The organism is Streptomyces afghaniensis (assembly GCF_044327915.1).
Taxonomy (GTDB): Bacteria; Actinomycetota; Actinomycetes; order Streptomycetales; family Streptomycetaceae; genus Streptomyces; species Streptomyces afghaniensis.
The window spans coordinates 652950-676648 of record NZ_JBIRGJ010000003.1; the positions used below are offsets into that span (position 1 = coordinate 652950).

21 protein-coding genes and 1 tRNA gene are annotated in these 23699 nt (G+C 68.0%); 9 read left to right on the forward strand and 13 right to left on the reverse strand.

Annotated elements, in window-relative coordinates; all coding sequences use genetic code 11:
• Nucleotides 1–34: 34 nt before the first annotated feature.
• The 9 genes from ACH4G3_RS13345 to dnaA all read right to left on the reverse strand — a co-directional run bounded on the left by ACH4G3_RS13345 (nt 35) and on the right by dnaA (nt 13144).
• Nucleotides 35–111: transfer RNA gene (locus ACH4G3_RS13345), tRNA-Ile, on the reverse strand.
• A 97-nt stretch (nt 112–208) separates the two neighbouring features.
• The gene (locus tag ACH4G3_RS13350; protein WP_397624567.1) at nt 209–1033 is read right to left on the reverse strand and encodes a DUF3566 domain-containing protein; all 825 of its coding nucleotides are present in this window, start codon (nt 1031–1033) and stop codon (nt 209–211) included.
• Nucleotides 1034–1051: 18 nt separating this feature from the next.
• On the reverse strand, nt 1052–3646 hold the full coding sequence (gene gyrA / locus ACH4G3_RS13355; protein WP_397624568.1) for a DNA gyrase subunit A: 2595 nt from the start codon (nt 3644–3646) through the stop codon (nt 1052–1054).
• 42 nt (nt 3647–3688) lie between these two features.
• Nucleotides 3689–5761, reverse strand: a complete 2073-nt coding sequence (gene gyrB / locus ACH4G3_RS13360; RefSeq protein WP_397624569.1) for a DNA topoisomerase (ATP-hydrolyzing) subunit B — start codon at nt 5759–5761, stop codon at nt 3689–3691.
• Nucleotides 5762–6249: 488 nt separating this feature from the next.
• Nucleotides 6250–6840, reverse strand: a complete 591-nt coding sequence (locus ACH4G3_RS13365) for a DciA family protein (protein WP_397624570.1) — start codon at nt 6838–6840, stop codon at nt 6250–6252.
• Entirely contained in the window at nt 6837–7958 is a 1122-nt protein-coding gene (gene recF, locus ACH4G3_RS13370) for a DNA replication/repair protein RecF (protein WP_397624571.1), read from the reverse strand. The genes ACH4G3_RS13365 and recF overlap by 4 nt, the downstream gene beginning before the upstream one ends.
• Nucleotides 7959–7994: 36 nt before the next feature.
• The gene (gnd, locus tag ACH4G3_RS13375) at nt 7995–8870 is read right to left on the reverse strand and encodes a phosphogluconate dehydrogenase (NAD(+)-dependent, decarboxylating) (protein ID WP_243380059.1); all 876 of its coding nucleotides are present in this window, start codon (nt 8868–8870) and stop codon (nt 7995–7997) included.
• Between the two features lie 188 nt (nt 8871–9058).
• Nucleotides 9059–10189, reverse strand: coding sequence for a DNA polymerase III subunit beta (gene dnaN, locus ACH4G3_RS13380; RefSeq protein WP_020273092.1), 1131 nt, complete (start codon nt 10187–10189; stop codon nt 9059–9061).
• A gap of 906 nt (nt 10190–11095) precedes the next feature.
• A complete protein-coding gene (dnaA, locus tag ACH4G3_RS13385) occupies nt 11096–13144 on the reverse strand; it encodes a chromosomal replication initiator protein DnaA (RefSeq protein ID WP_397624572.1) in 2049 nt (682 codons plus the stop codon).
• Between the two features lie 374 nt (nt 13145–13518).
• Here dnaA and rpmH point away from each other — a divergent pair, with 374 nt between their 5' ends.
• The 9 genes from rpmH (at nt 13519) to ACH4G3_RS13430 (ending at nt 20439) form a co-directional block, all read left to right on the forward strand.
• On the forward strand, nt 13519–13656 hold the full coding sequence (gene rpmH / locus ACH4G3_RS13390; protein WP_003956500.1) for a 50S ribosomal protein L34: 138 nt from the start codon (nt 13519–13521) through the stop codon (nt 13654–13656).
• 21 nt (nt 13657–13677) lie between these two features.
• Entirely contained in the window at nt 13678–14049 is a 372-nt protein-coding gene (gene rnpA / locus ACH4G3_RS13395; RefSeq protein ID WP_010032713.1) for a ribonuclease P protein component, read from the forward strand.
• The gene (gene yidD / locus ACH4G3_RS13400) at nt 14046–14420 is read left to right on the forward strand and encodes a membrane protein insertion efficiency factor YidD (protein ID WP_020273090.1); all 375 of its coding nucleotides are present in this window, start codon (nt 14046–14048) and stop codon (nt 14418–14420) included. The genes rnpA and yidD overlap by 4 nt, the downstream gene beginning before the upstream one ends.
• Nucleotides 14421–14423: 3 nt before the next feature.
• Nucleotides 14424–15698 carry a membrane protein insertase YidC gene (gene yidC / locus ACH4G3_RS13405; protein WP_397624573.1) on the forward strand — a complete coding sequence of 425 codons (1275 nt, stop codon included), beginning with the start codon at nt 14424–14426 and terminating at the stop codon, nt 15696–15698.
• A 15-nt stretch (nt 15699–15713) separates the two neighbouring features.
• Nucleotides 15714–16226, forward strand: a complete 513-nt coding sequence (locus ACH4G3_RS13410) for a Jag family protein (RefSeq protein ID WP_359765392.1) — start codon at nt 15714–15716, stop codon at nt 16224–16226.
• Nucleotides 16227–16350: 124 nt separating this feature from the next.
• Nucleotides 16351–17067, forward strand: coding sequence for a 16S rRNA (guanine(527)-N(7))-methyltransferase RsmG (rsmG, locus tag ACH4G3_RS13415; RefSeq protein ID WP_020273087.1), 717 nt, complete (start codon nt 16351–16353; stop codon nt 17065–17067).
• A gap of 265 nt (nt 17068–17332) precedes the next feature.
• Nucleotides 17333–18409 (forward strand): ParA family protein, encoded by a 1077-nt coding sequence (locus ACH4G3_RS13420; protein WP_078602706.1) that lies wholly within the window; start codon nt 17333–17335, stop codon nt 18407–18409.
• Nucleotides 18406–19506 (forward strand): ParB/RepB/Spo0J family partition protein, encoded by a 1101-nt coding sequence (locus ACH4G3_RS13425; RefSeq protein ID WP_397624574.1) that lies wholly within the window; start codon nt 18406–18408, stop codon nt 19504–19506. The genes ACH4G3_RS13420 and ACH4G3_RS13425 overlap by 4 nt, the downstream gene beginning before the upstream one ends.
• A 315-nt stretch (nt 19507–19821) precedes the next feature.
• Nucleotides 19822–20439, forward strand: coding sequence for a GNAT family N-acetyltransferase (locus ACH4G3_RS13430; protein WP_397624575.1), 618 nt, complete (start codon nt 19822–19824; stop codon nt 20437–20439).
• 93 nt (nt 20440–20532) lie between these two features.
• Here ACH4G3_RS13430 and trxA read toward each other — a convergent pair whose 3' ends face one another.
• The 4 genes from trxA to sigM form a co-directional block, all read right to left on the reverse strand.
• Nucleotides 20533–20865: a thioredoxin gene (gene trxA / locus ACH4G3_RS13435; protein ID WP_010032728.1), complete on the reverse strand. Its 333-nt coding sequence runs from the start codon at nt 20863–20865 to the stop codon at nt 20533–20535.
• Nucleotides 20866–20912: 47 nt separating this feature from the next.
• Entirely contained in the window at nt 20913–21881 is a 969-nt protein-coding gene (gene trxB, locus ACH4G3_RS13440; RefSeq protein WP_397624576.1) for a thioredoxin-disulfide reductase, read from the reverse strand.
• Between the two features lie 158 nt (nt 21882–22039).
• Entirely contained in the window at nt 22040–22963 is a 924-nt protein-coding gene (locus ACH4G3_RS13445; protein WP_397624577.1) for an anti-sigma factor family protein, read from the reverse strand.
• Nucleotides 22960–23685 carry an RNA polymerase sigma factor SigM gene (sigM, locus tag ACH4G3_RS13450; protein WP_397624578.1) on the reverse strand — a complete coding sequence of 242 codons (726 nt, stop codon included), beginning with the start codon at nt 23683–23685 and terminating at the stop codon, nt 22960–22962. The genes ACH4G3_RS13445 and sigM overlap by 4 nt, the downstream gene beginning before the upstream one ends.
• Between the last annotated feature and the right edge of the window lie 14 nt (nt 23686–23699).

Below are 23699 nucleotides of genomic sequence, written 5' to 3' on the forward strand. Positions count from 1 at the left end.
ACCCCCAGTCGCATTCGACTGGGGGTCTTCTCGCTGGTGGGGCTAACAGGATTTGAACCTGTGGCCTCATCCTTATCAGGGATGCGCTCTAACCAACTGAGCTATAGCCCCGCCGCGCTCTGCGGGTGTGTCCCGCGCGCTGACTCCTGAAGATTAGCGCACGACATGGGCAGTCCCAAAATCGGTTGTCGCGACAACGTCAAGGACGTCACTCGTCCTCGGCGAGCGTCAGCTCCACACCGCCCACGAAGCCCGCGGACAGGTTGTAGATGAACGCGCCGAGCGTCGCGAGGGCCGTCGCCAGGACGACGTCGATGACCGCGATGACCGACGTGAACATCAGGACGTTGGGCAGCGACAGGAAGGCCTGGAGGTCGAAGCCGTTCGACTCGTTGGAGCCGGTCGCCTCCGAGATCGTGCCGCCGACCGTGGAGAAGACGCCCATCGCGTCCATCACCATCCACAGCACGGCGGCCGCCACGATCGTGCAGATGCCCAGGGCGATGGAGAGCAGGAAGCTGACCTTCATCACCGACCACGGGTCGGCCTTGGCCACCCGCAGACGGGCCTTGCGGACGCGCGGCGTGGTGCGCGCACCTGTGCGCGGACGCCGTACGGCCGCGGCGGCGGCACCGGCTCCGGCACCGGCCGCCGCCGGCTGCGCCGGGTAGGCCTGCGGCGGGTGGTACGGCCCGGTCTGCTGCTGAGCCTGCCGTTCCCCCGGCAGGGGGGACGCCGTCTGCGCGGCGGTGCCCTTCTCCCCCGCGGCCGGCTCGGGCTGCGGCTGGGCGCTGGATGCGGACGGGCCCGCTCCAGCCGTGTGCTGCTGGGTCTGCGGACCTCTGGCGTCCGTCACAGTTCCCCCCTGTGATTCATTCCTGTCAGGCGAGGGCGCGTCCTTGGTCGGGGACTTGATCGCCTTCAGGTTGGTCGTGTGCGGATCCGCCGCACGCGCGGCGGAGCCACGGCCGCCGTCGTCCGTGTCCGTACCCTTCGAGGTACCGGTCGGTCCGGCGCCCGTGGCTCCGCTCACGCTGACTCACTCCTCGTGCTACTCGGCCGAGGGCGCCTCACCCTCGTCCGTGCCGGTGGTCACGGCACCTTCGGCGGTCTCGTCGACGACCACGTCGCCGTCGACCTCCTCCGCCTCGCGTCCCGCCTCGGCGTTGCGTGCGATGCCGACGACGGCATCGCGCTTGCCCAGATTGATCAGTTGGACGCCCATGGTGTCACGGCCGGTTTCCCTGATCTCGTTGACTCGCGTACGAATCACACCGCCGCCCAGCGTGATGGCGAGGATCTCGTCGGTCTCCTCGACCACCAGCGCGCCGACGAGAGATCCACGGTCCTCCACGATCTTGGCGGCCTTGATGCCGAGGCCGCCGCGACCCTGGACGCGGTACTCGTCGACGTTGGTCCGCTTCGCGTACCCGCCGTCGGTGGCAGTGAACACGAACGTACCGGGTCGAACAACATTCATCGAGAGCAGCTCGTCGCCCTCGCGGAAGCTCATGCCCTTGACACCCGAGGTGGCACGGCCCATGGGGCGCAGGGTTTCGTCCGAAGCGGTGAACCTGATCGACTGTGCCTTTTTGCTGATCAGAAGCAGATCGTCGTCCGACGAGACCAGTTCGGCTCCGATCAGTTCGTCGTCCGAACCGTCCTCCATGGAGCGGAGGTTGATCGCGATCACACCGCCGGAACGCGGCGAATCGTAATCCTTCAGAGGCGTCTTCTTCACAAGTCCGGCCTTGGTGGCGAGAACGAGGTACGGAACCGCCTCGTAGTCGCGGATCGCCAGGATCTCGGCGATCGCCTCGTCGGGCTGGAAGGCGAGCAGGTTCGCGACGTGCTGACCGCGCGCGTCCCGGCCGGCGTCGGGCAGCTCGTAGCCCTTGACACGGTAGACGCGGCCCTTGTTGGTGAAGAAGAGCAGCCAGTGGTGCGTCGTGGACACGAAGAAGTGGTCGACGATGTCGTCTTCCTTGAGCTTCGTGCCGCGGACGCCCTTGCCGCCGCGCTTCTGGGCGCGGTAGTCGTCGGTCTTGGTGCGCTTGATGTAGCCGCCCCGGGTGACCGTGACGACGATGTCCTCCTCGGCGATCAGGTCCTCGATGGACATGTCGCCCTCGTACGGGATCAGCTTGGTCTTGCGGTCGTCGCCGTACTTCTCAACGATCGCGGTCAGCTCCGCGCTGACGATGCCCCGCTGACGGACCGGGGAGGCCAGGATCTCGTTGTACTCGTTGATCTTCGCCTGGAGTTCGTCGTGCTCCTGGACGATCTTCTGGCGCTCCAGGGCGGCCAGTCGGCGCAGCTGCATCTCGAGGATGGCGTTGGCCTGGATCTCGTCGATCTCCAGGAGGCTCATCAGGCCCCCGCGGGCGATCTCGACGGTGTCGCTGCGCCGGATCAGCGCGATGACCTCGTCGATGGCGTCCAGGGCCTTCAGCAGACCGCGCAGGATGTGCGCCCGCTCCTCGGCCTTGCGCAGCCGGAACTTCGTACGGCGGACGATGACCTCGATCTGGTGCGTCACCCAGTGGCGGATGAACGCGTCGAGCGAGAGCGTGCGCGGCACGCCGTCCACGAGCGCCAGCATGTTGGCGCCGAAGTTCGTCTGCAGGTCCGTGTGCTTGTAGAGGTTGTTGAGGACGACCTTGGCGACCGCGTCCCTCTTGAGCACGATGACGAGCCGCTGGCCCGTGCGGGACGACGTCTCGTCGCGGACGTCCGCGATGCCGCCGATCTTACCGTCCTTGACCAGGTCGGCAATCTTCTGGGCGAGGTTGTCCGGGTTGACCTGGTACGGAAGCTCCGTGACCACCAGGCACTGGCGGTTCTGGATCTCCTCGACCTCGACGACCGCGCGCATGGTGATCGAGCCGCGGCCGGTGCGGTACGCCTCCTCGATGCCCCGGCGGCCGACGACCAGCGCGCCGGTCGGGAAGTCCGGGCCCTTGATGCGCTCGATGAGCGCGTCCAGCAGCTCCTCGTGAGAGGCCTCGGGGTTCTCCAGGTACCACTGGGCGCCGGCGGCGACCTCGCGCAGGTTGTGCGGCGGGATGTTGGTCGCCATGCCGACCGCGATCCCGGCCGAGCCGTTGATCAGCAGGTTCGGGAAGCGGGCCGGCAGGACGGTCGGCTCCTGGGAGCGGCCGTCGTAGTTGTCCGTGAAGTCGACGGTCTCCTCGTCGATGTCACGGACCATCTCCATCGACAGCGGCGCCATCTTGCACTCGGTGTACCGCATCGCCGCGGCCGGGTCGTTGCCCGGGGAGCCGAAGTTGCCGTTGGAGTCGACGAGCGGCATGCGCATCGACCACGACTGGGCCAGGCGCACCAGCGCGTCGTAGATGGAGGAGTCGCCGTGCGGGTGGTAGTTGCCCATGACGTCGCCGACGACGCGAGCGCACTTGTAGAAGCCGCGCTCGGGGCGGTAGCCGCCGTCGTACATGGCGTACAGCACGCGGCGGTGGACGGGCTTGAGGCCGTCGCGGACGTCCGGCAGCGCACGCGAGACGATGACGGACATCGCGTAGTCGAGGTACGAGCGCTGCATCTCCGTCTCGAGCCCGACCGGCTCGACGCGCATGGCCAGGGCGTCACCCTCGGGCGTCGTCACGGGAGTGTTCTCGTCGGTCATTGCTGGTGAAGGTCCTTCCTGGTGCGGTCAGCTGAGACCGACTCAGATGTCGAGGAAGCGGACGTCCTTGGCGTTGCGCTGGATGAACGCGCGGCGGGCCTCGACGTCCTCGCCCATGAGGACCGAGAACAGGTCGTCGGCCTGGGCGGCGTCGTCGAGGGTGACCTGGCCGAGGACGCGGTGCTCCTGGTCCATGGTCGTGATGCGCAGCTCCTCGGCGTTCATCTCGCCGAGACCCTTGAAGCGCTGCACGGAGTCCTCGCGGATGCGCTTGCCGGCGTTGCGGCCCATCTCGATCAGGGCGTCGCGCTCGCGGTCGGAGTACGCGTACTCGAAGTCGTCCTTGCCCCACTTGATCTTGTAGAGCGGCGGGCGGGAGAGGTACACGTGCCCGGCCTCCACCAGGGGCCGCATGAAGCGGAACAGGAAGGTCAGCAGCAGGGTGTTGATGTGCTGGCCGTCGACGTCGGCGTCCGCCATCAGGATGATCTTGTGATAGCGGAGCCTCTCGATGTCGAAGTCCTCGTGCACACCCGTGCCGAACGCGGAGATCATCGCCTGGATCTCCTGGTTCTGCAGGATGCGGTCGATGCGCGCCTTCTCGACGTTGAGGATCTTGCCGCGGATCGGGAGGATCGCCTGGTACTGCGGGTTGCGGCCGGACTTGGCCGAGCCGCCGGCGGAGTCACCCTCGACGATGAAGATCTCGCACTTGGTGGGGTCGTTCGACTGGCAGTCGGAGAGCTTGCCCGGCAGGGACGCGGTCTCCAGCAGGCCCTTGCGGCGGGTCAGGTCGCGGGCCTTGCGGGCCGCCACGCGCGCGGTGGCCGCCGCGATGCCCTTGCGGATGATGTCCGCGGCCTCGTTGGGGTTGCGGTCCAGCCAGTCGTTCAGGTGCTCGTAGACGACCTTCTGGACGAAGGTCTTGACCTCGGTGTTGCCGAGCTTGGTCTTCGTCTGGCCCTCGAACTGGGGCTCGCCCAGCTTGACCGAGATGATCGCGGTCAGACCCTCGCGGATGTCGTCACCGGTGAGGTTGTCGTCCTTCTCGCGCAGCAGCCTCTTGTCGCGGGCGTACTTGTTGATCAGCGAGGTCAGCGCGGCCCGGAAGCCCTCTTCGTGCGTACCGCCCTCGTGGGTGTGGATGATGTTGGCGAAGGAGTACACGCCCTCCGTGTAGCCGCCGTTCCACTGCATGGCGACCTCGAGGGACAACTGCTTGTCCTTGTCCTCGGCCTCCAGGTCGATGACGGTGGGGTGAACCGCCTCGCCCTTGCGGGAGTTGAGGTACTTCACGAAGTCGACGATGCCGCCCTCGTAGTGGTACTTGACCGTCTTGACCTCGGCGGTCTCGTCCGCGCCCGCCTCGTCCGCCCCGGAGGTGGCCTTCGCGGACTCACGCTCGTCGGTGAGGTTGATGCGCAGGCCCTTGTTGAGGAACGCCATCTCCTGGAAGCGCCGCGAGAGCGTCTCGAAGGAGTAGTCGGTGGTCTCGAAGATGTCCGGGTCGGCCCAGAAGGTGACCGACGTGCCGGTCTCCTCGGTGGCCTCGTGCTTGGCGAGCGGCGCCGTGGGGACGCCCATCTTGTAGTCCTGCGTCCAGCGGTGGCCGTCGGTCTTGACCTCGACGGCGACCTTCGAGGACAGCGCGTTCACGACGGAGACACCCACGCCGTGCAGACCGCCGGAGACCGCGTAGCCCCCGCCGCCGAACTTGCCGCCCGCGTGCAGCACGGTCAGCACGACCTCGAGGGCCGGCTTGCCCTCGGAGGCCACGATGCCCACCGGGATGCCACGGCCGTTGTCGACGACCCGGACACCGCCGTCGGCGAGGACGGTCACGTCGATCGTGTCCGCGTGGCCGGCCAGCGCCTCGTCGACCGAGTTGTCGACGACCTCGTACACGAGGTGGTGCAGTCCTCGCTCACCGGTCGAGCCGATGTACATGCCGGGTCGCTTGCGGACCGCGTCCAGACCCTCGAGGACGGTGATGGCACTGGCGTCGTACGACGCCGTTACGGAGGCCTCGGCGACTCCGGCCGGGGCCTCGGTGGACGGGATGTTCTCGTTGGGGTTGCCGGAATCGGCCACGAAGCGCCCTTTCTGGCACAGCACGAGCCAGGCTCGTCGGCGGGTTGCCGGAGCGGCTGCGGCATGTTGCGTTGGTAAGCCTTGATTCAGCGTTGCTCAGCTTTTCCCGGACGGTCCCCACGATTGGGGCGGGATTGCCTCCAGTCTACCGGTAGCACTGACACTGATGGGGGTTTGCCGGTACCTGGGACCGCATGTGCCGCCCTCAACCGGTCTTCCCCGACTCCCGATATGCGGATGGGGGCTCCAAGAGGCTCACGGAGGCACTCAGCGCTTCCGGCCGTCAACCCTTGGCTACTTCGGAGTCAGGTCGCGATTCGCAACCGTGTGCGGTGGTGCGAAGAGAGGGGCGTAGACGGTCCGGGCGGGCCGCCGACGGCCACTTTTGTGATGTCAGTCACGTGCTGTGGATCGGCGGGAAACAGGTGCCGATCGGGCCTTCCGAGAGCCCTGGGGAGGGGCTCCCGAGAGCCTTGGGGAGGGCTCCCGACAGCTTCCGGGCCGAGTTCCCGTCAGCCGTAGGTGTCGCCGGGACCCGTGCTGCCGGGGGCGCGCAACGGGCCGTAGCGGCGATTGGGCGCCCCCGGGCCCTGCACCTTGATCTGCTTCACCATGCCGTGGCCCAGGTCCTCGTTGAGGCGCGCGACCAGGGTGGGGGCGAGCAGCCGGAGGTTCGTCGCCCAGGCCGTCGAGTCGCAGCGCACGGACAGCACGTGCTCGTCCTCGTCGTATCGCTCCGGGACACAGTGCTTGGCCACGTCCTCGCCGACGATCTGCGGCCAGCGGCCCATCACCCCGCCCACCGCTGCCGGGGCCTCCCAGCCGCGCTCGGTGATCAGCCGGTTGATCGCGGAGCCGAGCGCCATGGGATCGCGGCCGTCGGCTCGCGCGCCGGAGCGCAGACCGCCGCGGCGCGCCTGCTTCTTCTGCTGCGCCGCGTCCCCACGCGCGCGTGCGGCCTCCTTGGCTGCACGGAGCGCCACGCGCGCGAGGTCCACGCCGGAGGGCTCGGGAGACCGGGGCCCGGGCGTTTTCCCGGACGGGCTCTCGGGTGTGTTCCCCAGTGTGCTGTCGGGTGTGTTCTCCGGTGTGTTCTCCGTCATACGCGCTCCACCGACCCCTCGGTCACGGCGAACCGCACCCCCGACAGCACATGCGGGACATCGTCGTCGACCGCGGCGGTCACCAGGACCTGCTCGCCGGGCGCGACCAGCTCGGCGAGGCGCTCACGGCGGCGGGTGTCCAGCTCGGCGAAGACGTCGTCGAGCACCAGCACCGGCTCGTTGCCCTCGGCTCTGAGCAGGTCGTACGAGGCCAGGCGCAGGGCCAGGGCGTAGGACCAGGACTCGCCGTGGGAGGCGTAGCCCTTGGCGGGCAGCTGGCCGAGCTTGAGCTGGAGGTCGTCGCGGTGCGGGCCGACCAGGGTGACGCCCCGCTCGATCTCCTGCTTGCGGGCCTCGGCGAGCGCGGTCATCAGCTGCTCGAACAGGTCCTCACGGGTGTGCGCCTCGCCCGGCGCGGACGGCTTGTACTCCAGGGCGATCGGGCCGCCGCCGGGGGCGAGCTGCTCGTACGCCTTGTCCGCGAGCGGCTGTACGGCGGCGATCAGGTCCAGGCGCTGGGCGAGCAACTCGGCGCCCGCGCGCGCGAGATGCTGGTCCCAGATGTCCAGCGTGGACATGTCCATGCTGCGGCCGCCATGCCGGCGGGCGAGCGCGGCCGACTTCAGGAGGGTGTTGCGCTGCTTGAGGACCCGGTCGTAGTCCGAGCGGACCCCGGCCATGCGCGGGGAGCGGGCGGTGATCAGCTCGTCGAGGAAGCGGCGCCGCTCACCGGGGTCGCCCTTGACCAGGGCGAGATCCTCGGGGGCGAACAGCACGGTCCGTACGATCCCCAGCACGTCACGCGGCTTGACCTGCGAGGATCTGTTGATACGGGCCCGGTTGGCGCGCCCGGGGTTCAGCTCCAGCTCGACCAGCTGCTGCCGGTCGCCCTGCCGCACCTGGGCCCGGATGATCGCGCGCTCGGCGCCCATGCGGACCAGGGGGGCGTCGGAGGAGACGCGGTGGCTGCCGAGGGTGGCGAGATAGCCGACGGCCTCGACGAGATTGGTCTTGCCCTGCCCGTTCGGGCCGACGAAGGCCGTCACCCCCGGGTCGAGCGGGACCTCGACCCGGGGATACGAGCGGAAGTCGGCCAGCGACAGATGCGTGACGTGCATGGTCGTTTCGCCGACCTCCCCAACCGTCGGTGTTGCTTACTTGGTCTCGACCGCGTGGCCACCGAACTGGTTCCGCAGCGCCGCGATCATCTTCATCTGGGGCGAGTCCTCCTGACGGGAGGCGAACCGCGCGAACAGCGACGCGGTGATCGCCGGCAGCGGCACCGCGTGGTCGATGGCTGCTTCCACAGTCCAGCGTCCCTCGCCGGAGTCCTGTGCATAACCCCGGAGCTTGTCCAGGTGCTCGTCCTCGTCGAGCGCGTTGACCGCGAGGTCGAGCAGCCAGGAGCGGATGACCGTGCCTTCCTGCCAGGAGCGGAAGACCTCCCGGACGTCGGTCACGGAGTCGACCTTCTCCAGCAGCTCCCAGCCCTCGGCGTAGGCCTGCATCATCGCGTACTCGATGCCGTTGTGGACCATCTTCGCGAAGTGGCCCGCGCCGACCTTGCCCGCGTGCACCGAGCCGAAGTCGCCCTCCGGCTTGAGGGCGTCGAAGACCGGCTGCACCTTGGCGACGTTCTCCGCGTCGCCGCCGTACATCAGCGCGTAGCCGTTCTCCAGGCCCCAGACGCCGCCGGAGACACCGCAGTCGACGAAGCCGATGCCCTTGGCCGCCAGCTCCTCGGCGTGCTTCTCGTCATCGGTCCAGCGGGAGTTACCGCCGTCCACCACGACGTCGCCGGGCTCCAGCAGTTCGGCGAGCTCGTCGATGGTGGACTGCGTGGGCTCGCCCGCCGGGACCATCACCCAGATCACACGCGGGCCGCTGAGCTTGCCCACAAGCTCCGGCAGGCTGTGGACATCGGCGAGGTCCGGGTTGCGGTCGTATCCGAAGACGGTGTGGCCTGCGCGGCGTATCCGCTCGCGCATGTTGCCGCCCATCTTGCCGAGGCCGACGAGACCGAGCTCCATCAGTGGTGTTCCTTAGGTTTGCAGGTGTCCGACGTGGCGTTGCGGCACTTTCGTACCTGCGTCCGAGCCTAAACCCGGACGCTCGCGCACATCTGTGGGCATACGCGCTCAGTCGTAGGCCCTCACCTGCGGCTTTACCTGCAGCTTTGTCCTCAGCCTGTGGACAACCGCCGCCGAAGCGGTCCGACTCAGCCGCTGAGCCGCACCGGCATGATCAGGTACTTGTAGGCCTCGTCCGCCTCGGCGTCCACCGCCGGCTTGCCGCTGAGCAGCGCGGGCTTGGTGGACGTAGTGAAGGACAGCTGCGCGACCGGGGAGTCGATGGCGCTCAGGCCGTCCAGCAGGAACGTCGGGTTGAAGGCGATCGAGATGTCGTCGCCCTCCAGCTGGGCGTCGACCCTTTCCACAGCCTGTGCGTCGTCGCTGGAGCCGGCCTCCAGGATGAGCACGCCCTGCTCGAAGCTGAGGCGCACCGGGGTGTTCCGCTCGGCGACCAGGGCCACACGCTTGACGGCCTCCACGAAGGGGGCGGTCTCGATCACGGCGACGCTGTTGAACTCCGTCGGGAACAGCGTGCGGTACTTCGGGAGGTCGCCCTCCAGGAGACGCGTCGTCGTACGGCGCCCGGCGCCCTCGAAGCCGATCAGGCCCTCGCCGGAGCCCGAGCCGGACAGCGCCAAGGTGACCTGGTCACCGCTCGTCAGGGCCTTGGCGGTGTCCAGCAGCGTCTTGGCGGGCACCAGGGCGACCGCGGAGGCTTCCGGGTTCTCCGGCTTCCACAGGAACTCGCGGACCGCGAAGCGGTAGCGGTCGGTGGACGCCAGCGTGACCGTGTCGCCCTCGATCTCGATGCGGACGCCTGTGAGGACGGGCAGCGTGTCGTCGCGGCCGGCGGCGATCGCCACCTGGGCGGCGGCGGAGGCGAAGACCTCGCCGGGGACCGTGCCCGTCGCGTTCGGCATCTGCGGCAGCGCCGGGTACTCCTCCACAGGCAGTGTGTGGAGTGTGAACCGGGAGGAGCCGCAGACCACGGTCGCCCGTACACCGTCTGTGGAAATCTCCACCGGCCGGTTGGGGAGGGCGCGGCAGATGTCCGCGAGGAGGCGGCCGGAGACCAGCACCGTGCCCTCCTCCTCGACCTCGGCCTCCACGGACACCCGCGCGGAGACCTCGTAGTCGAAGCTGGACAGGCTCAGCTGGCCGTCCTCGGCCTTCAGCAGCAGGCCGGCGAGGACAGGCGCCGGCGGACGGGCCGGGAGGCTGCGTGCCGCCCAGGCCACTGCCTCCGCGAGTACGTCGCGTTCCACCCGGATCTTCACTGTTGCCGCCTCCTGCTGTTGCCGGCGCTTCTCGCTCTGCCTGGCCCTCGTCGTCTGTGTCGGTGTCGACGGTCCCTGGGATGGGGAGGACACCGGGGACCAGTCTGACGCACCGCACTGACAGTAGGTGCCTCTCGGGGTCAAGTCGTGACGAGGGGCGGTCGGGCGCCGAAGAGCGAGTTGTGCACAGGACCCGCTTCGAAACGAATTCCCAGCTCTCTCTAGTCGGGAGTAGTAGTAGGGCCTGTGGATACCGTGGATAACCACGTTTGCCCAGCTCAGAGCGGAAATTTTGTCCACCGGTCCTGTGGGTGACGCCGGTGGACAACCAGGGGTCTCTGTGGAGAACGGAAAGTTCTGCACACGCCGTGCACAGGGTGAGGCGAGTTCTCCCCAGTGCCGTCCCCAGGTTTACCCACGTTTCCCACAGGCCAACCCGGCACCTTCGTGTGACGCCTTTCACTCGACCTGGTGAGGAGGCGCGTCATGTTGCCGAACAGTGGACAGCGATGTGGAGAAGCCGGGGATCGCTGGGGACAACCGGCCTCAACCTGTGGGTTGCCGGTGGACAACTCGATGCACAGCCTGTGGATCCCCGCGTTGTCCACAGTCTGTGGAGATCCTTCGTCCACGAATCCACACGCCACTGAGCTGGTCTGATGGTCCTTCAACAGTGGCCTCTGTGGACACAGTCTGGACAACTTCCCAGTCCCCAGGGTGTGGACGGGAAAAAGTCGCCGAATCTGTGGAGAGCGGCCGTAACCCGGCAGGTATTCGAACAGCCGGCGACCGCGAGATGACGAAGGCCGACCGCGACATGACGAAGGGCGCCCCCGGAAGACCTGCTCCGGGAGCGCCCTCGGCGTCGTACGAGCGGCTGCGTCAGCCGTTCCTGATGCGGCTGTGTCAGCCGTTCTTGATGCGGTTGGTCAACTCGGTGACCTGGTTGTAGATCGAGCGGCGCTCGGCCATGAGATTGCGGATCTTGCGGTCCGCGTGCATGACCGTCGTGTGGTCGCGGCCGCCGAACAGCGCGCCGATCTTCGGCAGCGACAGGTCCGTGAGCTCGCGGCACAGGTACATGGCGATCTGCCGGGCGGTGACGAGGGCGCGGCCGCGCGAGGTGCCGCACAGGTCCTCGACGGTCAGTCCGAAGTAGTCCGCGGTCGCGCCCATGATCGCCGTGGAAGTGATCTCGGGGGCCGAGTCCTCGCCGCCGGGGATCAGGTCCTTGAGGACGATCTCCGTCAGACCCAGGTCGACCGGCTGCCGGTTGAGCGAGGCGAACGCCGTGACCCGGATCAGCGCGCCCTCCAGCTCGCGGATGTTGCGCGAGATCCGGGACGCGATGAACTCCAGCACCTCCGGCGGCGCGTTCAGCTGCTCCTGCACCGCCTTCTTGCGGAGGATCGCGATGCGCGTCTCCAGCTCGGGCGGCTGGACGTCGGTGATCAGTCCCCATTCGAAACGGTTCCGCAGCCGGTCCTCCAGCGTCACCAGCTGCTTGGGCGGCCGGTCGGAGGACAGCACGATCTGCTTGTTGGCGTTGTGGAGCGTGTTGAAGGTGTGGAAGAACTCCTCCTGCGTCGACTCCTTGTCCGCCAGGAACTGGATGTCGTCGACGAGCAGGATGTCCATCTCGCGGTAGCGCTTGCGGAAGCTGTCGCCCTTGCCGTCGCGGATCGAGTTGATGAACTCGTTGGTGAACTCCTCCGAGCTCACGTACCGCACCCGCGTGCCCGGGTAGAGGCTGCGCGCGTAGTGCCCGATCGCGTGCAGCAGGTGCGTCTTGCCGAGCCCGGACTCTCCGTAGATGAACAGGGGGTTGTACGCCTTCGCCGGTGCCTCGGCGACGGCGACCGCAGCGGCGTGCGCGAAGCGGTTGGAGGCGCCGATGACGAACGTGTCGAAGAGGTACTTCGGGTTCAGACGCGCGGTGGGCTCACCCGGGCCGGTCGCCGGTGCGGGCTGCGCGGCCAGCGGGCCGGGCGCCCCGGTGGTGGGCAGATTCGGGCCGACGGGGCCGCCGCGGTGCACGTGTCCCGAGCCGGCCGGCGGCTCGGGCAGCTCGCGGCGGACCGGGTCGCGCTGGTCGTAGTCGGGGCGCGACGTGTCGTAGTCGGAGCGCGGCGCCTCGTAGGACGGGCGGTCCATGGACTGCGGGCGGTAGTCCTGGGACGGGGAGCCGTACGAATCCTGCGAGCCATGCGATCCATGTGACCCATGCGATCCGTGTGATCCATGGGATCCGTGTGATCCGTGTGATCCATGGGATCCCTGTGAACCATAGGAGTCCTGCGACGACCCATGGGATCCATAAGAGTCCTGGGTGCCGTACGAGTCCTGCGAGCCGTAGGAGTCCTGGCTCGGTGACGCGTACGGGTCACGCTCGGGGAAGCCGAGGCGCTGCTGCTGCCAGCCGTAGTCGTCCTGCGCCTGCCGCGGCCAGGAGCCGGGCTCGGGGCGCTGGTATTCGGACGGGTACGCGGGACGAGGGGAAGGGAGCTGATCTCCGCGCGTAGGCGGGAGCTGGTCGCCTGCCGTTCCCGGTAGCTGGTCGGCGCGGTGGCGGCCGTACCCCTCGTAACCGTCGCGGTCCTGGCGCGCGGCCGGAAGCTCGGGCTCCTCGTAACGCGACTGGGGGCGGGAGGGGGGCGCCGCCTGGGCCGGGGGCTCGCCCGCGGAGTCGTCGACGGTGATCGCGATCCGGATCGGGCGGCCGCACTCGCGGCTCAGGGTCTCGCTGACGACGGGCGCCAGGCGGCCCTCGAGTACGCCTTTCGCGAATTCGTTCGGTACGGCGAGCAGGGCAGTGTCCGCGACGAGCGCGAGCGGCTGGCAGCGCCGGATCCAGTGCTCGTCCTTCGACTCGACGCCCTGGCCGCGGCCCTCCCCGAGGAGCTGCTCCAATACGCGTGGCCACACTGCGGCAAGATCGGCAGGTACGTCAGCCACAGGGCACGCTCTCTCACAGGTCCCACGAACGTGTGGTTCTGGGACGGCTCGGGATGTAAATCGGGTGGGGCAGGGATAAGGGAACGAATCGGAGTTCCGTCACGGTAGTCAGGGCGGCCGCTGCGGTTCAAGTTGTTGTCCCCAGCCTGTGGACAAGTGTCTCCGGGGGGCTGCTGGTTTGACCGGATGGCGTAGCCGCGCGTACCGTAACCAGGTCGAGTTGTCGATGGCTGCTGCCGCCTGCCTCCGATGGGCACAGATCATTTGGGTGATCGGTAAGCGGTGCACTCGGGCGTAACTGCGAGCTACTCGTGGGCGCACGGTGACAGCCAGGACGGCACCCCGCAACTACCGAATCTTTCTGGAGCCCCCGAGTGAGCAAGCGCACCTTCCAGCCGAACAACCGTCGTCGCGCGAAGACCCACGGCTTCCGGCTGCGTATGCGCACCCGTGCCGGCCGCGCGATTCTCGCGTCCCGCCGTAGCAAGGGTCGCGCCCGTCTGTCCGCCTGATCCCGATCAGGTCATGACGTCGTGCTGCCCACCGAGAACCGGCTGAGGCGGCGCGAGGACTTCGCGACCGCGGTACGGCGAGGACGCCGGGCAGGACGCCCGTACCTCGTCGTCCACCTTCGTAGCGGTGCCACGGACCCGCATGCGCCTGGGGAGAGCGCTCCCCCGACGCGTGCGGGTTTCGTCGTGAGCAAAGCCGTGGGCGGTGCGGTCGTACGCAACAAAGTGAAGCGCAGGCTTCGCCACCTGATGCGCGACCGAGTCGCCCAGCTGCCCCCCGGTAGCCTGGTAGTGGTACGAGCGCTGCCCGGTGCGGGCGACGCCGACCATGCACAGCTGGCCCGAGACCTGGACGCCGCCCTCCAGCGGCTGCTGGGAGGGGGCGCGCGATGAAGTACCCGCTGCTTGCTCTGATCAAGCTCTACCAGTGGACGATCAGTCCGCTGCTCGGGCCGGTCTGCAAGTACTACCCGTCGTGCTCCCACTACGGCTTCACGGCCATCGACCGGCACGGTGCCATCAAGGGAACGGCACTCACGGCCTGGCGCATCCTGCGGTGCAATCCGTGGTCGCTGGGCGGTGTGGACCATGTCCCGCCGCGCAAGCGCCCACGGTGGCACGAAATGCTGCGTAACGCGTGGCGCGCACGCAAGGGCGGGCCCTCCGCCGCCGACCCGGACATCGAAGGACAGACTTCTCCCACAAGTCCCCCGAGTCCTTCGAGCCCGGCCGCAGAGACACCGTCCCATGCCCAAGGAGCATGATTAGTGGACACGATTGCCAGCCTCTTCAGCTTCATCACCACACCCGTCTCCTGGGTCATCGTCCAGTTCCACTCGGTGTACGGCGCCATCTTCGGCCCCGACACCGGGTGGGCCTGGGGCCTGTCGATCGTGTCCCTGGTGATCCTGATCCGTATCTGCCTGATCCCGCTCTTCGTGAAGCAGATCAAGGCGACCCGGGCGATGCAGACGCTCCAGCCCGAGATGAAGAAGATCCAGGAGCGCTACAAGAACGACAAGCAGCGTCAGTCCGAAGAGATGATGAAGCTGTACAAGGAGACGGGCACCAACCCGCTCTCCTCGTGCCTTCCCATCCTGGCGCAGTCCCCGTTCTTCTTCGCCCTGTACCACGTGCTCAACAGCATCGCGTCGAACGACACCATCGGCGTGATCAACACCAGCCTGCTGGAGAGCGCGCAGAAGGCGCACATCGTCGGTGCTCCGCTGGCGGTGAAGTTCACCGACAGCGCGTCGAAGGTGGAAGCACTCGGTGCCTCCCTGACCGACGTCCGCGTGGTCACCGCCATCATGATCGTCCTGATGTCGGCGTCGCAGTTCTTCACCCAGCGCCAGCTGATGACGAAGAACGTCGACACCACGGTGAAGACGCCGTTCATGCAGCAGCAGAAGATGCTGATGTACGTCTTCCCCGTCATGTTCGCCGTCTTCGGTATCAACTTCCCGGTCGGTGTCCTCGTCTACTGGCTGACCACCAACGTGTGGACCATGGGCCAGCAGATGTACGTCATCCACAACAACCCGACCCCGGGTTCCAAGGCCCAGGCCTCGTACCTGGAGCGCCTGCACAAGCACGTCACCACGCACGGCAAGGTCAGCCGCCGCCGTGACAAGGTCATCGTGAAGGCGATCGTCGCCAAGGGACGCGACCGCAACGAGTTCGAGCGCAAGTTCATCAACGGCCTCAGCAAGGCCGGACTCGCCGCTCAGACCGACGGCACCGTGATCAAGAGCGACACCGCTGCCGCGGTCGAGGCCGAGGACGGTACGCCGACCACTGGCACACCGAAGCGTCAGCAGCCCAAGCGGCAGACCAAGGCGCAGCGCCAGTCCGCTGCCGCCAAGGCAGCCGAGGAGTCCGAGCAGAAGACGTCGCTCACCAAGTCCGACGAGCCCGAGGACGCCAAGCCCGCCGCCGCTGCCAAGAAGTCCGGTGCGAAGTCCGGCAGCGGCACCCGCAGCAAGGCCCAGTCCGGACAGCGCAAGGGTCCGCAGCGGCCCAAGTCCCCGTCCAAGAAGTAAGAAGGAGTCCATCCCGTGACGGAAGGCACCACCTCCGCCGCTGCCGAGGGTGCAGACACCCTGACCCGCCTGGAGCAGGAGGGCGAGATCGCGGCGGACTACCTGGAGGGTCTGCTCGACATCGCCGACCTCGACGGCGACATCGACATGGACGTCGAGGCCGACCGTGCCTCTGTCTCGATCATCAGCGACACGGGCAGCCGCGACCTTCAGAAGCTGGTCGGCCGTGACGGCGAGGTGCTGGAGGCGCTCCAGGAGCTCACCCGTCTGGCCGTGCACCGTGAGACCGGTGACCGCAGCCGGCTGATGCTCGACATCGCGGGATACCGCGCCCAGAAGCGCTCCGAGCTGTCCGAGCTGGGTGCCAAGGCCGCCGCCGAGGCCAAGAGCAGCGGTGAGGCCGTGAAGCTGAAGCCGATGACTCCGTTCGAGCGCAAGGTCGTGCACGACGCGGTCAAGGCCGCGGGCCTGCGCAGCGAGTCCGAGGGCGAGGAGCCGCAGCGCTTCGTCGTCGTGCTTCCCGCCTGATCGGCCCCTACGTTCCCCGGCCCCGTCTGTTGCGCAGGCGGGGCCGAACTTTGTCAGCCTGATAGTTCTGGTGGTTCTGGTGTCGGCGCGGGTGCGCTGACGCGGTACGGAAGGACGGTCCCCCGTGACGGAGGCAGCGGAGCTTCCCCCCGCGCCCGAGCAGGCGCGCGAGGTGTTCGGTGATCGCTTCGCGGATGCGGTGCGGTACGCCGAGCTGCTCGCTCAGGCGGGCGTGCAGCGCGGCCTCATCGGCCCGCGTGAAGTGCCCCGCCTGTGGGAGCGGCACCTGCTGAACTGCGCGGTGCTCTCGGAGGTCGTGCCCGAGGGTGTGACGGTGTGCGATGTCGGCTCGGGCGCGGGCCTTCCCGGCATTCCGCTGGCGCTGGTCCGGGAGGACCTGAAGATCACGCTGCTGGAGCCGCTGCTGCGGCGTACCAACTTCCTCACCGAGGTCGTGGAACTGCTCGGCCTCGATCATGTGACCGTCGTGCGCGGCCGGGCCGAGGAGGTCATGGGCAAGATCCAGCCCGTTCACGTCGTGACGGCCCGAGCCGTCGCCCCCCTCGACCGCCTCGCCACGTGGGGCATCCCGCTGCTGCGGCCGTACGGGGAGATGCTCGCGCTCAAGGGCGACACCGCCGAGGAGGAGCTGAAGAGCGCGTCGGCGGCCCTGAGCAAGCTGGGTGCGGTAGAGACGTCCATCCTGCATGTGGGTGAGGGCGTGGTGGATCCGATGTCCACGGTCGTACGGGTCGAGGTCGGGGAGAGCCCCGGCGGAGTGCGCTTCGCGGCGAAGCGTGCCAAGGCGGCTCGCACAGGGCGGGCCCGCCGGCGACGCTGATCCGTCCTGAGGACGAGACGTACTCCACACAAGCTGCCAAACGTACGCAAGCCGGAGTGTCGCGACAGTTCAGCCACGACTGCTGTGCATCGTGTTTCACGTGAAACGTCGCTCACTGCTGCACGGCATCATCAGTCGTGGCCGCGCTGCGGCCGAACCCCGCGACCGTAAGCCTCTCGGGTCACTCGATGAGGGAACTGAGTTGTCCACAGAGGTGGATTTCTCCACAGAACGGAAGGCCTCACTGGTTCACGACCCCGAAGGCATGGGAGGCTCTGTTCATTGCGAGCCTGAAGTCGAGGAGAGTGAATCCTTGCGGTCCGACGCCAACATCGCGGGACCGATGACCGATCCGGTCCCCGGTCCCCGTACCGAGTCGATGGGGGCGGATGTTTCACGTGAAACACCGCCTCCGATGGACGACACTCCCATCGGTCGTGCTGCCCAACTGGCGGTGGAGGCTCTAGGCCGCGCCGGCGAGGGCCTGCCACGGCCCGAGCAGACCCGAATCATGGTGGTCGCCAACCAGAAGGGCGGTGTGGGCAAGACGACGACGACCGTCAACCTTGCCGCGTCGCTGGCCCTGCACGGTGGCCGGGTTCTGGTGGTCGACCTCGACCCACAGGGCAATGCGTCCACCGCTCTGGGCATCGACCATCACGCCGAAGTCCCGTCCATCTACGACGTGTTGGTGGAGAGCAAGCCGCTCTCCGAGGTCGTCCAGCCTGTCCCCGACGTCGAGGGCCTCTTCTGTGCCCCTGCCACGATCGATCTCGCCGGTGCGGAGATCGAGCTGGTGTCCCTGGTGGCACGGGAGAGCCGGCTGCAGCGCGCCATCCAGGCGTACGAACAGCCGCTGGACTACATCCTCATCGACTGCCCGCCCTCGCTCGGCCTCCTGACGGTCAATGCGTTGGTAGCGGGTCAGGAGGTTCTGATCCCGATCCAGTGCGAGTACTACGCGCTGGAAGGCCTGGGTCAGTTGTTGCGTAACGTCGATCTGGTGCGAGGGCACCTCAATCCCGCCCTGCATGTGTCGACCATCCTGCTCACCATGTATGACGGCCGGACGCGACTGGCGTCCCAGGTCGCGGACGAGGTGCGCACCCACTTCGGCGACGAGGTTCTGCGGACGAGCATTCCCAGGTCCGTCCGTATCTCCGAGGCGCCGAGTTATGGGCAGACGGTCCTGACTTACGATCCAGGATCGAGTGGTGCCCTCTCTTATCTTGAGGCGGCACGAGAGATTGCGCTGAAGGGCGTCGGCATCAGTTATGACGCGACGCACGCCCATATCGGCGCACAGCAGAACGACCCGAGCATGGTGGAGGGCATTCAGTGAGCGAGCGACGGAGGGGGCTGGGTCGTGGTCTCGGCGCACTGATCCCTGCTGCCCCGACGGAGAAGTCGGTAGCCCAGGCTGCGGCGGGGGGCGCCGCTTCCACGTCTCCAGCCGCAGTGCCCGTGCTGCCGCACGACCGTGGGGTGGCCGCAGCGAAGGTGGCGACGCTGCCGAATGTTTCACGTGAAACTGAGGAGCCGACGCAGCCCAGTGCTCCCGCCACGCCTGCGGCGCCCATCGGTGCGCACTTCGCCGAGATCCCCCTCGACTCCATCACGCCGAACCCGCGGCAGCCGCGTGAGGTCTTCGACGAGGACGCGCTGGCCGAGCTCATCACCTCCATCAAGGAAGTGGGACTCCTCCAGCCGGTCGTCGTACGGCAGGTGGGTCCCGCCCACTACGAGCTCATCATGGGCGAGCGCCGCTGGAGGGCCTGCCGCGAGGCGGGGCTGGAGGCGATCCCGGCGATCGTGCGCGCCACGGACGACGAGAAGCTCCTCCTGGACGCTCTGCTGGAGAATCTGCACCGTGCCCAGCTGAACCCGCTGGAAGAGGCAGCCGCCTACGACCAGTTGCTGCGGGACTTCAACTGCACGCACGACCAGCTGGCAGACCGCATCGGTCGGTCCCGCCCGCAGGTCTCCAACACTCTGCGCCTGCTGAAGCTCTCGCCGGCGGTACAGCGCCGGGTCGCCGCCGGAGTGCTCTCCGCCGGTCACGCACGGGCCTTGCTGTCCGTCGAGGACTCGGAGGAGCAGGACAGGCTGGCCCACCGCATCGTGGCCGAGGGGCTGTCGGTGCGGGCCGTCGAGGAGATCGTGACCCTGATGGGGTCGCGTCCTCAGAAGGCTCAGCGGCCCAAGGGCCCGCGTGCCGGTGCCCGTGTCTCTCCCGCGCTGTCCGAGCTCGCCACCCGGCTGTCGGACCGCTTCGAGACGCGGGTGAAGGTCGACCTGGGCCAGAAGAAGGGCAAGATCACTGTCGAGTTCGCCTCCATGGAGGACCTTGAGCGGATCCTCGGATCACTCGCCCCTGGCGAGGGGCCGGTTCTGCAGAAGAGCCTGCTGGAGGGCGACTCCGAGGAGAACGAGTCCTGAGCCTCCGGCAGGAGCCGCTGTGGATGACAGAGCGGGCCATGTCCGGTGTGTGCCGGAACGTGGCTCGCTCTTTCCTTTCTGGCGGTATCGATGGAATCGCATCGTGGATACGATGCGTTCGGATACGGCGCAACCACCCGGCAGCACCTCTGAGAGGAAGGCAGGGGCCATGCGAACGATGAGCCGCTCTGGACTGGTGAGCGCCGGTTTGGGGCTGGGAGCGGTCGGTGGGTTCATCGGCAGTCTCCTCAGGGAACGGAGCGCTCTGACAGCCGCCCGCGACGCGGCAGGCGAAGGAAGCGAGGATCAGCCTTCATGGGGCGCCGGCTCGTACCGCTCACGTTGGACAACCTTCAGGACCTTCCCAAGCGCTGTCGGTCGTGTGTCTTCTGGGAACTCGACCCGGTCAGCGGTGAGGCCGCGGTAAAAGCGGGCAAGTCCGCTCTGGAGAAGGAAGCCTGGATCTCGGCGGTTCTGCTGGACTGGGGGTCCTGCGGCCGGGTCGTGTACGTCGACGATGTGCCGGTGGGCTTCGTGCTCTACGCGCCTCCCGCCTATGTTCCGCGCTCCGCGGCGTTCCCCACGAGTCCCGTCTCCCCCGACGCGGTTCAGCTGATGACCGCGTTCATCGTGCCGGGGTACCAGGGGCAGGGACTCGGCCGGGTGATGGTCCAGACGGTCGCCAAGGACCTGCTGCGTCGCGGGTTCAAAGCGATCGAGGCGTTCGGGGATGCGCGCTGGAAGGAACCGGCCTGTGTGCTGCCCGCCGACCACCTCCTGGCGGTGGGCTTCAAGACGGTCCGGCAGCACCCCACCTATCCCCGGCTGAGGCTGGAACTGCGGTCGACGCTCTCCTGGAAGGAAGACGTCGAGATGGCTCTGGACCGGCTCCTGGGAGCCGTACAGAAGGAGCCGGCGCTGCGGCCGCTGTAGAGCAGGCAGCCAAACGAATGGGCCAACCCTTCCGGGTTGGCCCATTCGTGTTTCACGTGAAACATGCACCGTCGCTCAGACGGCTCCGCCGGTTCATTCGGCGATGAACTCCTCGAGGTCGCGAACGATCGCGGCCTTCGGCTTGGCGCCCACGATGGTCTTGGCGACCTCGCCACCCTGGTAGACGTTCAGGGTCGGGATGGACATGACGCCGTACTTGGCGGCCGTACCCGGGTTCTCGTCGATGTTCAGCTTGACGACCTCGATCTTGTCGCCGTACTCGGAGGCGATCGCCTCGAGGGACGGCGCGATCTGGCGGCACGGACCGCACCAGGCGGCCCAGAAGTCCACCAGAACGGGCTTGTCGCTCTTGAGGACGTCCTGCTCGAAGGAGTCGTCGGTCACATTCTTCAGGGTGCCGGCCACGGCGGGCTCCTTAACTGGTTGGTGCGTGGGGCGGGTAGGAAGAGAGGTCAGACAGAGGTCTTCTCGGGCTCGGCCTGTTCCTCGTCCGCGAGGGCGGCGAGGTAGCGCTCGGCGTCGAGAGCGGCGGAGCAGCCGGTCCCCGCCGCGGTGATCGCCTGGCGGTAGGTGTGGTCGACCACGTCGCCGGCACCGAAGACACCGGTCAGGTTGGTGCGGGTCGACGGCGCGGCCACCTTCAGGTAGCCCTCGTCGTCCAGGTCGAGCTGACCCTTGAAGAGCTCGGTGCGAGGGTCGTGGCCGATGGCGATGAAGAGACCGGTCACCGGCAGGTCCGAAAGCTCGCCGGTCTTGAGGTTGCGCAGCTTCAGGCCCGAGAGCTTCGCGTCGCCCTGGATCTCGGCGACCTCGCTGTCCCACACGAACGTGATCTTCGGGTCGGCGAAGGCGCGCTCCTGCATGGCCTTGGAGGCGCGCAGGGTGTCGCGGCGGTGGACGACGGTCACGGACTTGGCGAACCGCGAGAGGAAGGTGGCCTCCTCCATGGCGGTGTCGCCACCACCGATCACGGCGATGTCCTGGTCCTTGAAGAAGAACCCGTCACAGGTGGCGCACCACGACACCCCGCGACCGGAGAGGGCGTCCTCGTTCGGCAGACCGAGCTTGCGGTGCTGCGAGCCGGTGGCGACGATGACGGCCTTCGCGCGGTGGACGGTACCGGACGTGTCCGTGACGGTCTTGATCTCACCGGTCAGGTCGACGTTGACGATGTCGTCCGGGACGAGCTCGGCGCCGAAGCGCTCCGACTGGGCGCGCATGTTGTCCATGAGCTCGGGGCCCATGATGCCGTCCTGGAAGCCCGGGAAGTTCTCGACGTCGGTGGTGTTCATGAGCGCACCGCCCGCGGTGACGGCGCCCTCGAACACCAGTGGCTTCAGCGACGCGCGTGCGGTGTAGAGCGCCGCCGTATAGCCGGCGGGCCCGGAGCCGATGATGATCACGTTACGGACGTCGCTCACGGCTGGATTCCTCGTCTCTGGACTGCGTCTTCGACCGGTGGGAGCTTCTCTCTCACCCCACCCAACGGATCCTAAGGGGCGCGCATTCCCACTGTGTCCGGGCACACGGAGATGCGGCCCTGTGCCGGGTACCGCGGCAGGGTGAACGAAGACGTGCCTCAGGCGGACGGGTACGAGCGCTCGAGAAGGATCTTGCCCTCTGCGTTGGCCGCGGCATGATCCACACAGGTCGCGTCGACGATGTAGGCGGTCACCCGAGTGGCGTCGGATGCGTCGGGGAGCAGCACCAGCATGGCCTTCTTCCCCTGATACCTGCCGTTCTCGACGGCGAGGACCGAGTCCTTACGCCCGATGCCGTCGCGGACGCAGCCGGGCACGGTGGGCTCCCGGAAGATCTGGGGATGGTTGGGGCCGGCGGTCGCCGCGCCGAAGGGGGTGCGGGAGCCGCCACCCTTCTTGCTCTGCTTGTCCGCCAGGAGATCGGTGACCTGCTTCTCGAGCTTCCCCTCGGAGAAGGTGTCCGCAGGGGCGGTCCGTGGTCCGCCCGCCGTGTCATGCGAGGGCTTGCCGTCGCCGAGTGACGACAGCAGGACGGAGCCCAGCCCCAGGGCGGCGACGGTGAAGACGGTCCCCAGAACAGCGATCCTCCGGCGTCCGTTCCGCGTGCTGCCCTTGCGGCCCGGGCCGGTGGTGGAAGAGCGGGGGCGCCCGGCGGGCCGGTCGGCTGGCGTCGATGTTTCACGTGAAACATGCGCACCGCTACCGGTCTCGGACGTGGAGCGGGGAGTGCTCACCGAAGTCTGGCTCTCCGGGGCCTCCGGCTCCGTGGCGTTCAGCAGGGCTTCGGCGGCGAGGGCGGCATCAATGCGGCCTGCGACATCGGCGGGCATGCGCGGCGGGCCTGGGAGTGTGCCGAGCAACCCGCGGATCTCCTCCAGGGAGGCGTAGACGTCCGCGCAGAGCTCGCACCCGTCCAGATGCCGGCGTACGTCGGTGCTCCGGGACGGTGGGAGGAGGTTCTCGGCGAGATCGGAGATCTCCGCGACGTCCGGGTGCCCGGCCATGTCTGTCGTCGACGTCACGCTCGTCCACCTCCGCCCTTCACTGCCGCTGGGTCGCTCGGTCCTGTGTCCGGTGGTTCCGCTCGGCGCGGTCCCGCTGCGGGTGGGACGGCTGGCCCCTGCGTCCGGTTCCGTTCCCCGCCCGGCTTCTTGCTCTCACTGGTGCTGTCCGGCCGTAGGTGGGTGAGCAGCGGGAGGAGTCTGGCTCTGCCGCGCGCACATCGACTCTTCACCGTGCCGGTCGGAACGTCGAGGATGCGGGCCGCCTCCGCGACCGGGTAGCCCTGCATGTCCACCAGGACGAGAGCCGCTCGCTGGTCGGCCGGCAGGGTCCCCAGGGCTTCGATGAGCTGCCGGTGGAGATCATTGCGCTCGGCGGGCGCCGAGGCCGACTCGTGCGGCTCCAGCAGCTGCTCCAGGCGCTCGGTGTCGTCGACGGGAGAGGTCTTCCGGGAGGCGACCTTGCGGGCACGGTCCAGGCAGGCGTTCACCGTGATCCTGTGCAGCCACGTCGTGACGGCCGACTGGCCCCGGAAGGTGTGGGCGGCCCGGTAGGCGGAGACCAGGGCGTCCTGCACCGCGTCAGCGGCCTCCTCGCGGTCTCCCAGCGTCCGCAGGGCGACGGCCCAGAGCCGATCGCGGTGCCGCCGCACGATCTCAGCGAAGGCGTCCGGGTCGCCCTCGACATGCCGGGCGAGGAGGTCCTGATCACTTGCACCGCGGTGCTCGGCGCGGTCCGCCATCGAACCCCCTTCCC

Excerpts from the sequence above, each read along its gene's own strand:
- gyrA (WP_397624568.1), bottom strand. The coding sequence starts at position 3,646 with ATGACCGACGAGAACACTCCCGTGACGACGCCCGAGGGTGACGCCCTG.
- ACH4G3_RS13365 (WP_397624570.1), bottom strand. The coding sequence starts at position 6,840 with ATGACGGAGAACACACCGGAGAACACACCCGACAGCACACTGGGGAAC.
- recF (WP_397624571.1), bottom strand. The coding sequence starts at position 7,958 with ATGCACGTCACGCATCTGTCGCTGGCCGACTTCCGCTCGTATCCCCGG.
- gnd (WP_243380059.1), bottom strand. The coding sequence starts at position 8,870 with ATGGAGCTCGGTCTCGTCGGCCTCGGCAAGATGGGCGGCAACATGCGC.
- yidD (WP_020273090.1), top strand. The coding sequence starts at position 14,046 with ATGAAGTACCCGCTGCTTGCTCTGATCAAGCTCTACCAGTGGACGATC.
- ACH4G3_RS13420 (WP_078602706.1), top strand. The coding sequence starts at position 17,333 with ATGGGAGGCTCTGTTCATTGCGAGCCTGAAGTCGAGGAGAGTGAATCC.
- ACH4G3_RS13430 (WP_397624575.1), top strand. The coding sequence starts at position 19,822 with ATGGGGCGCCGGCTCGTACCGCTCACGTTGGACAACCTTCAGGACCTT.
- sigM (WP_397624578.1), bottom strand. The coding sequence starts at position 23,685 with ATGGCGGACCGCGCCGAGCACCGCGGTGCAAGTGATCAGGACCTCCTC.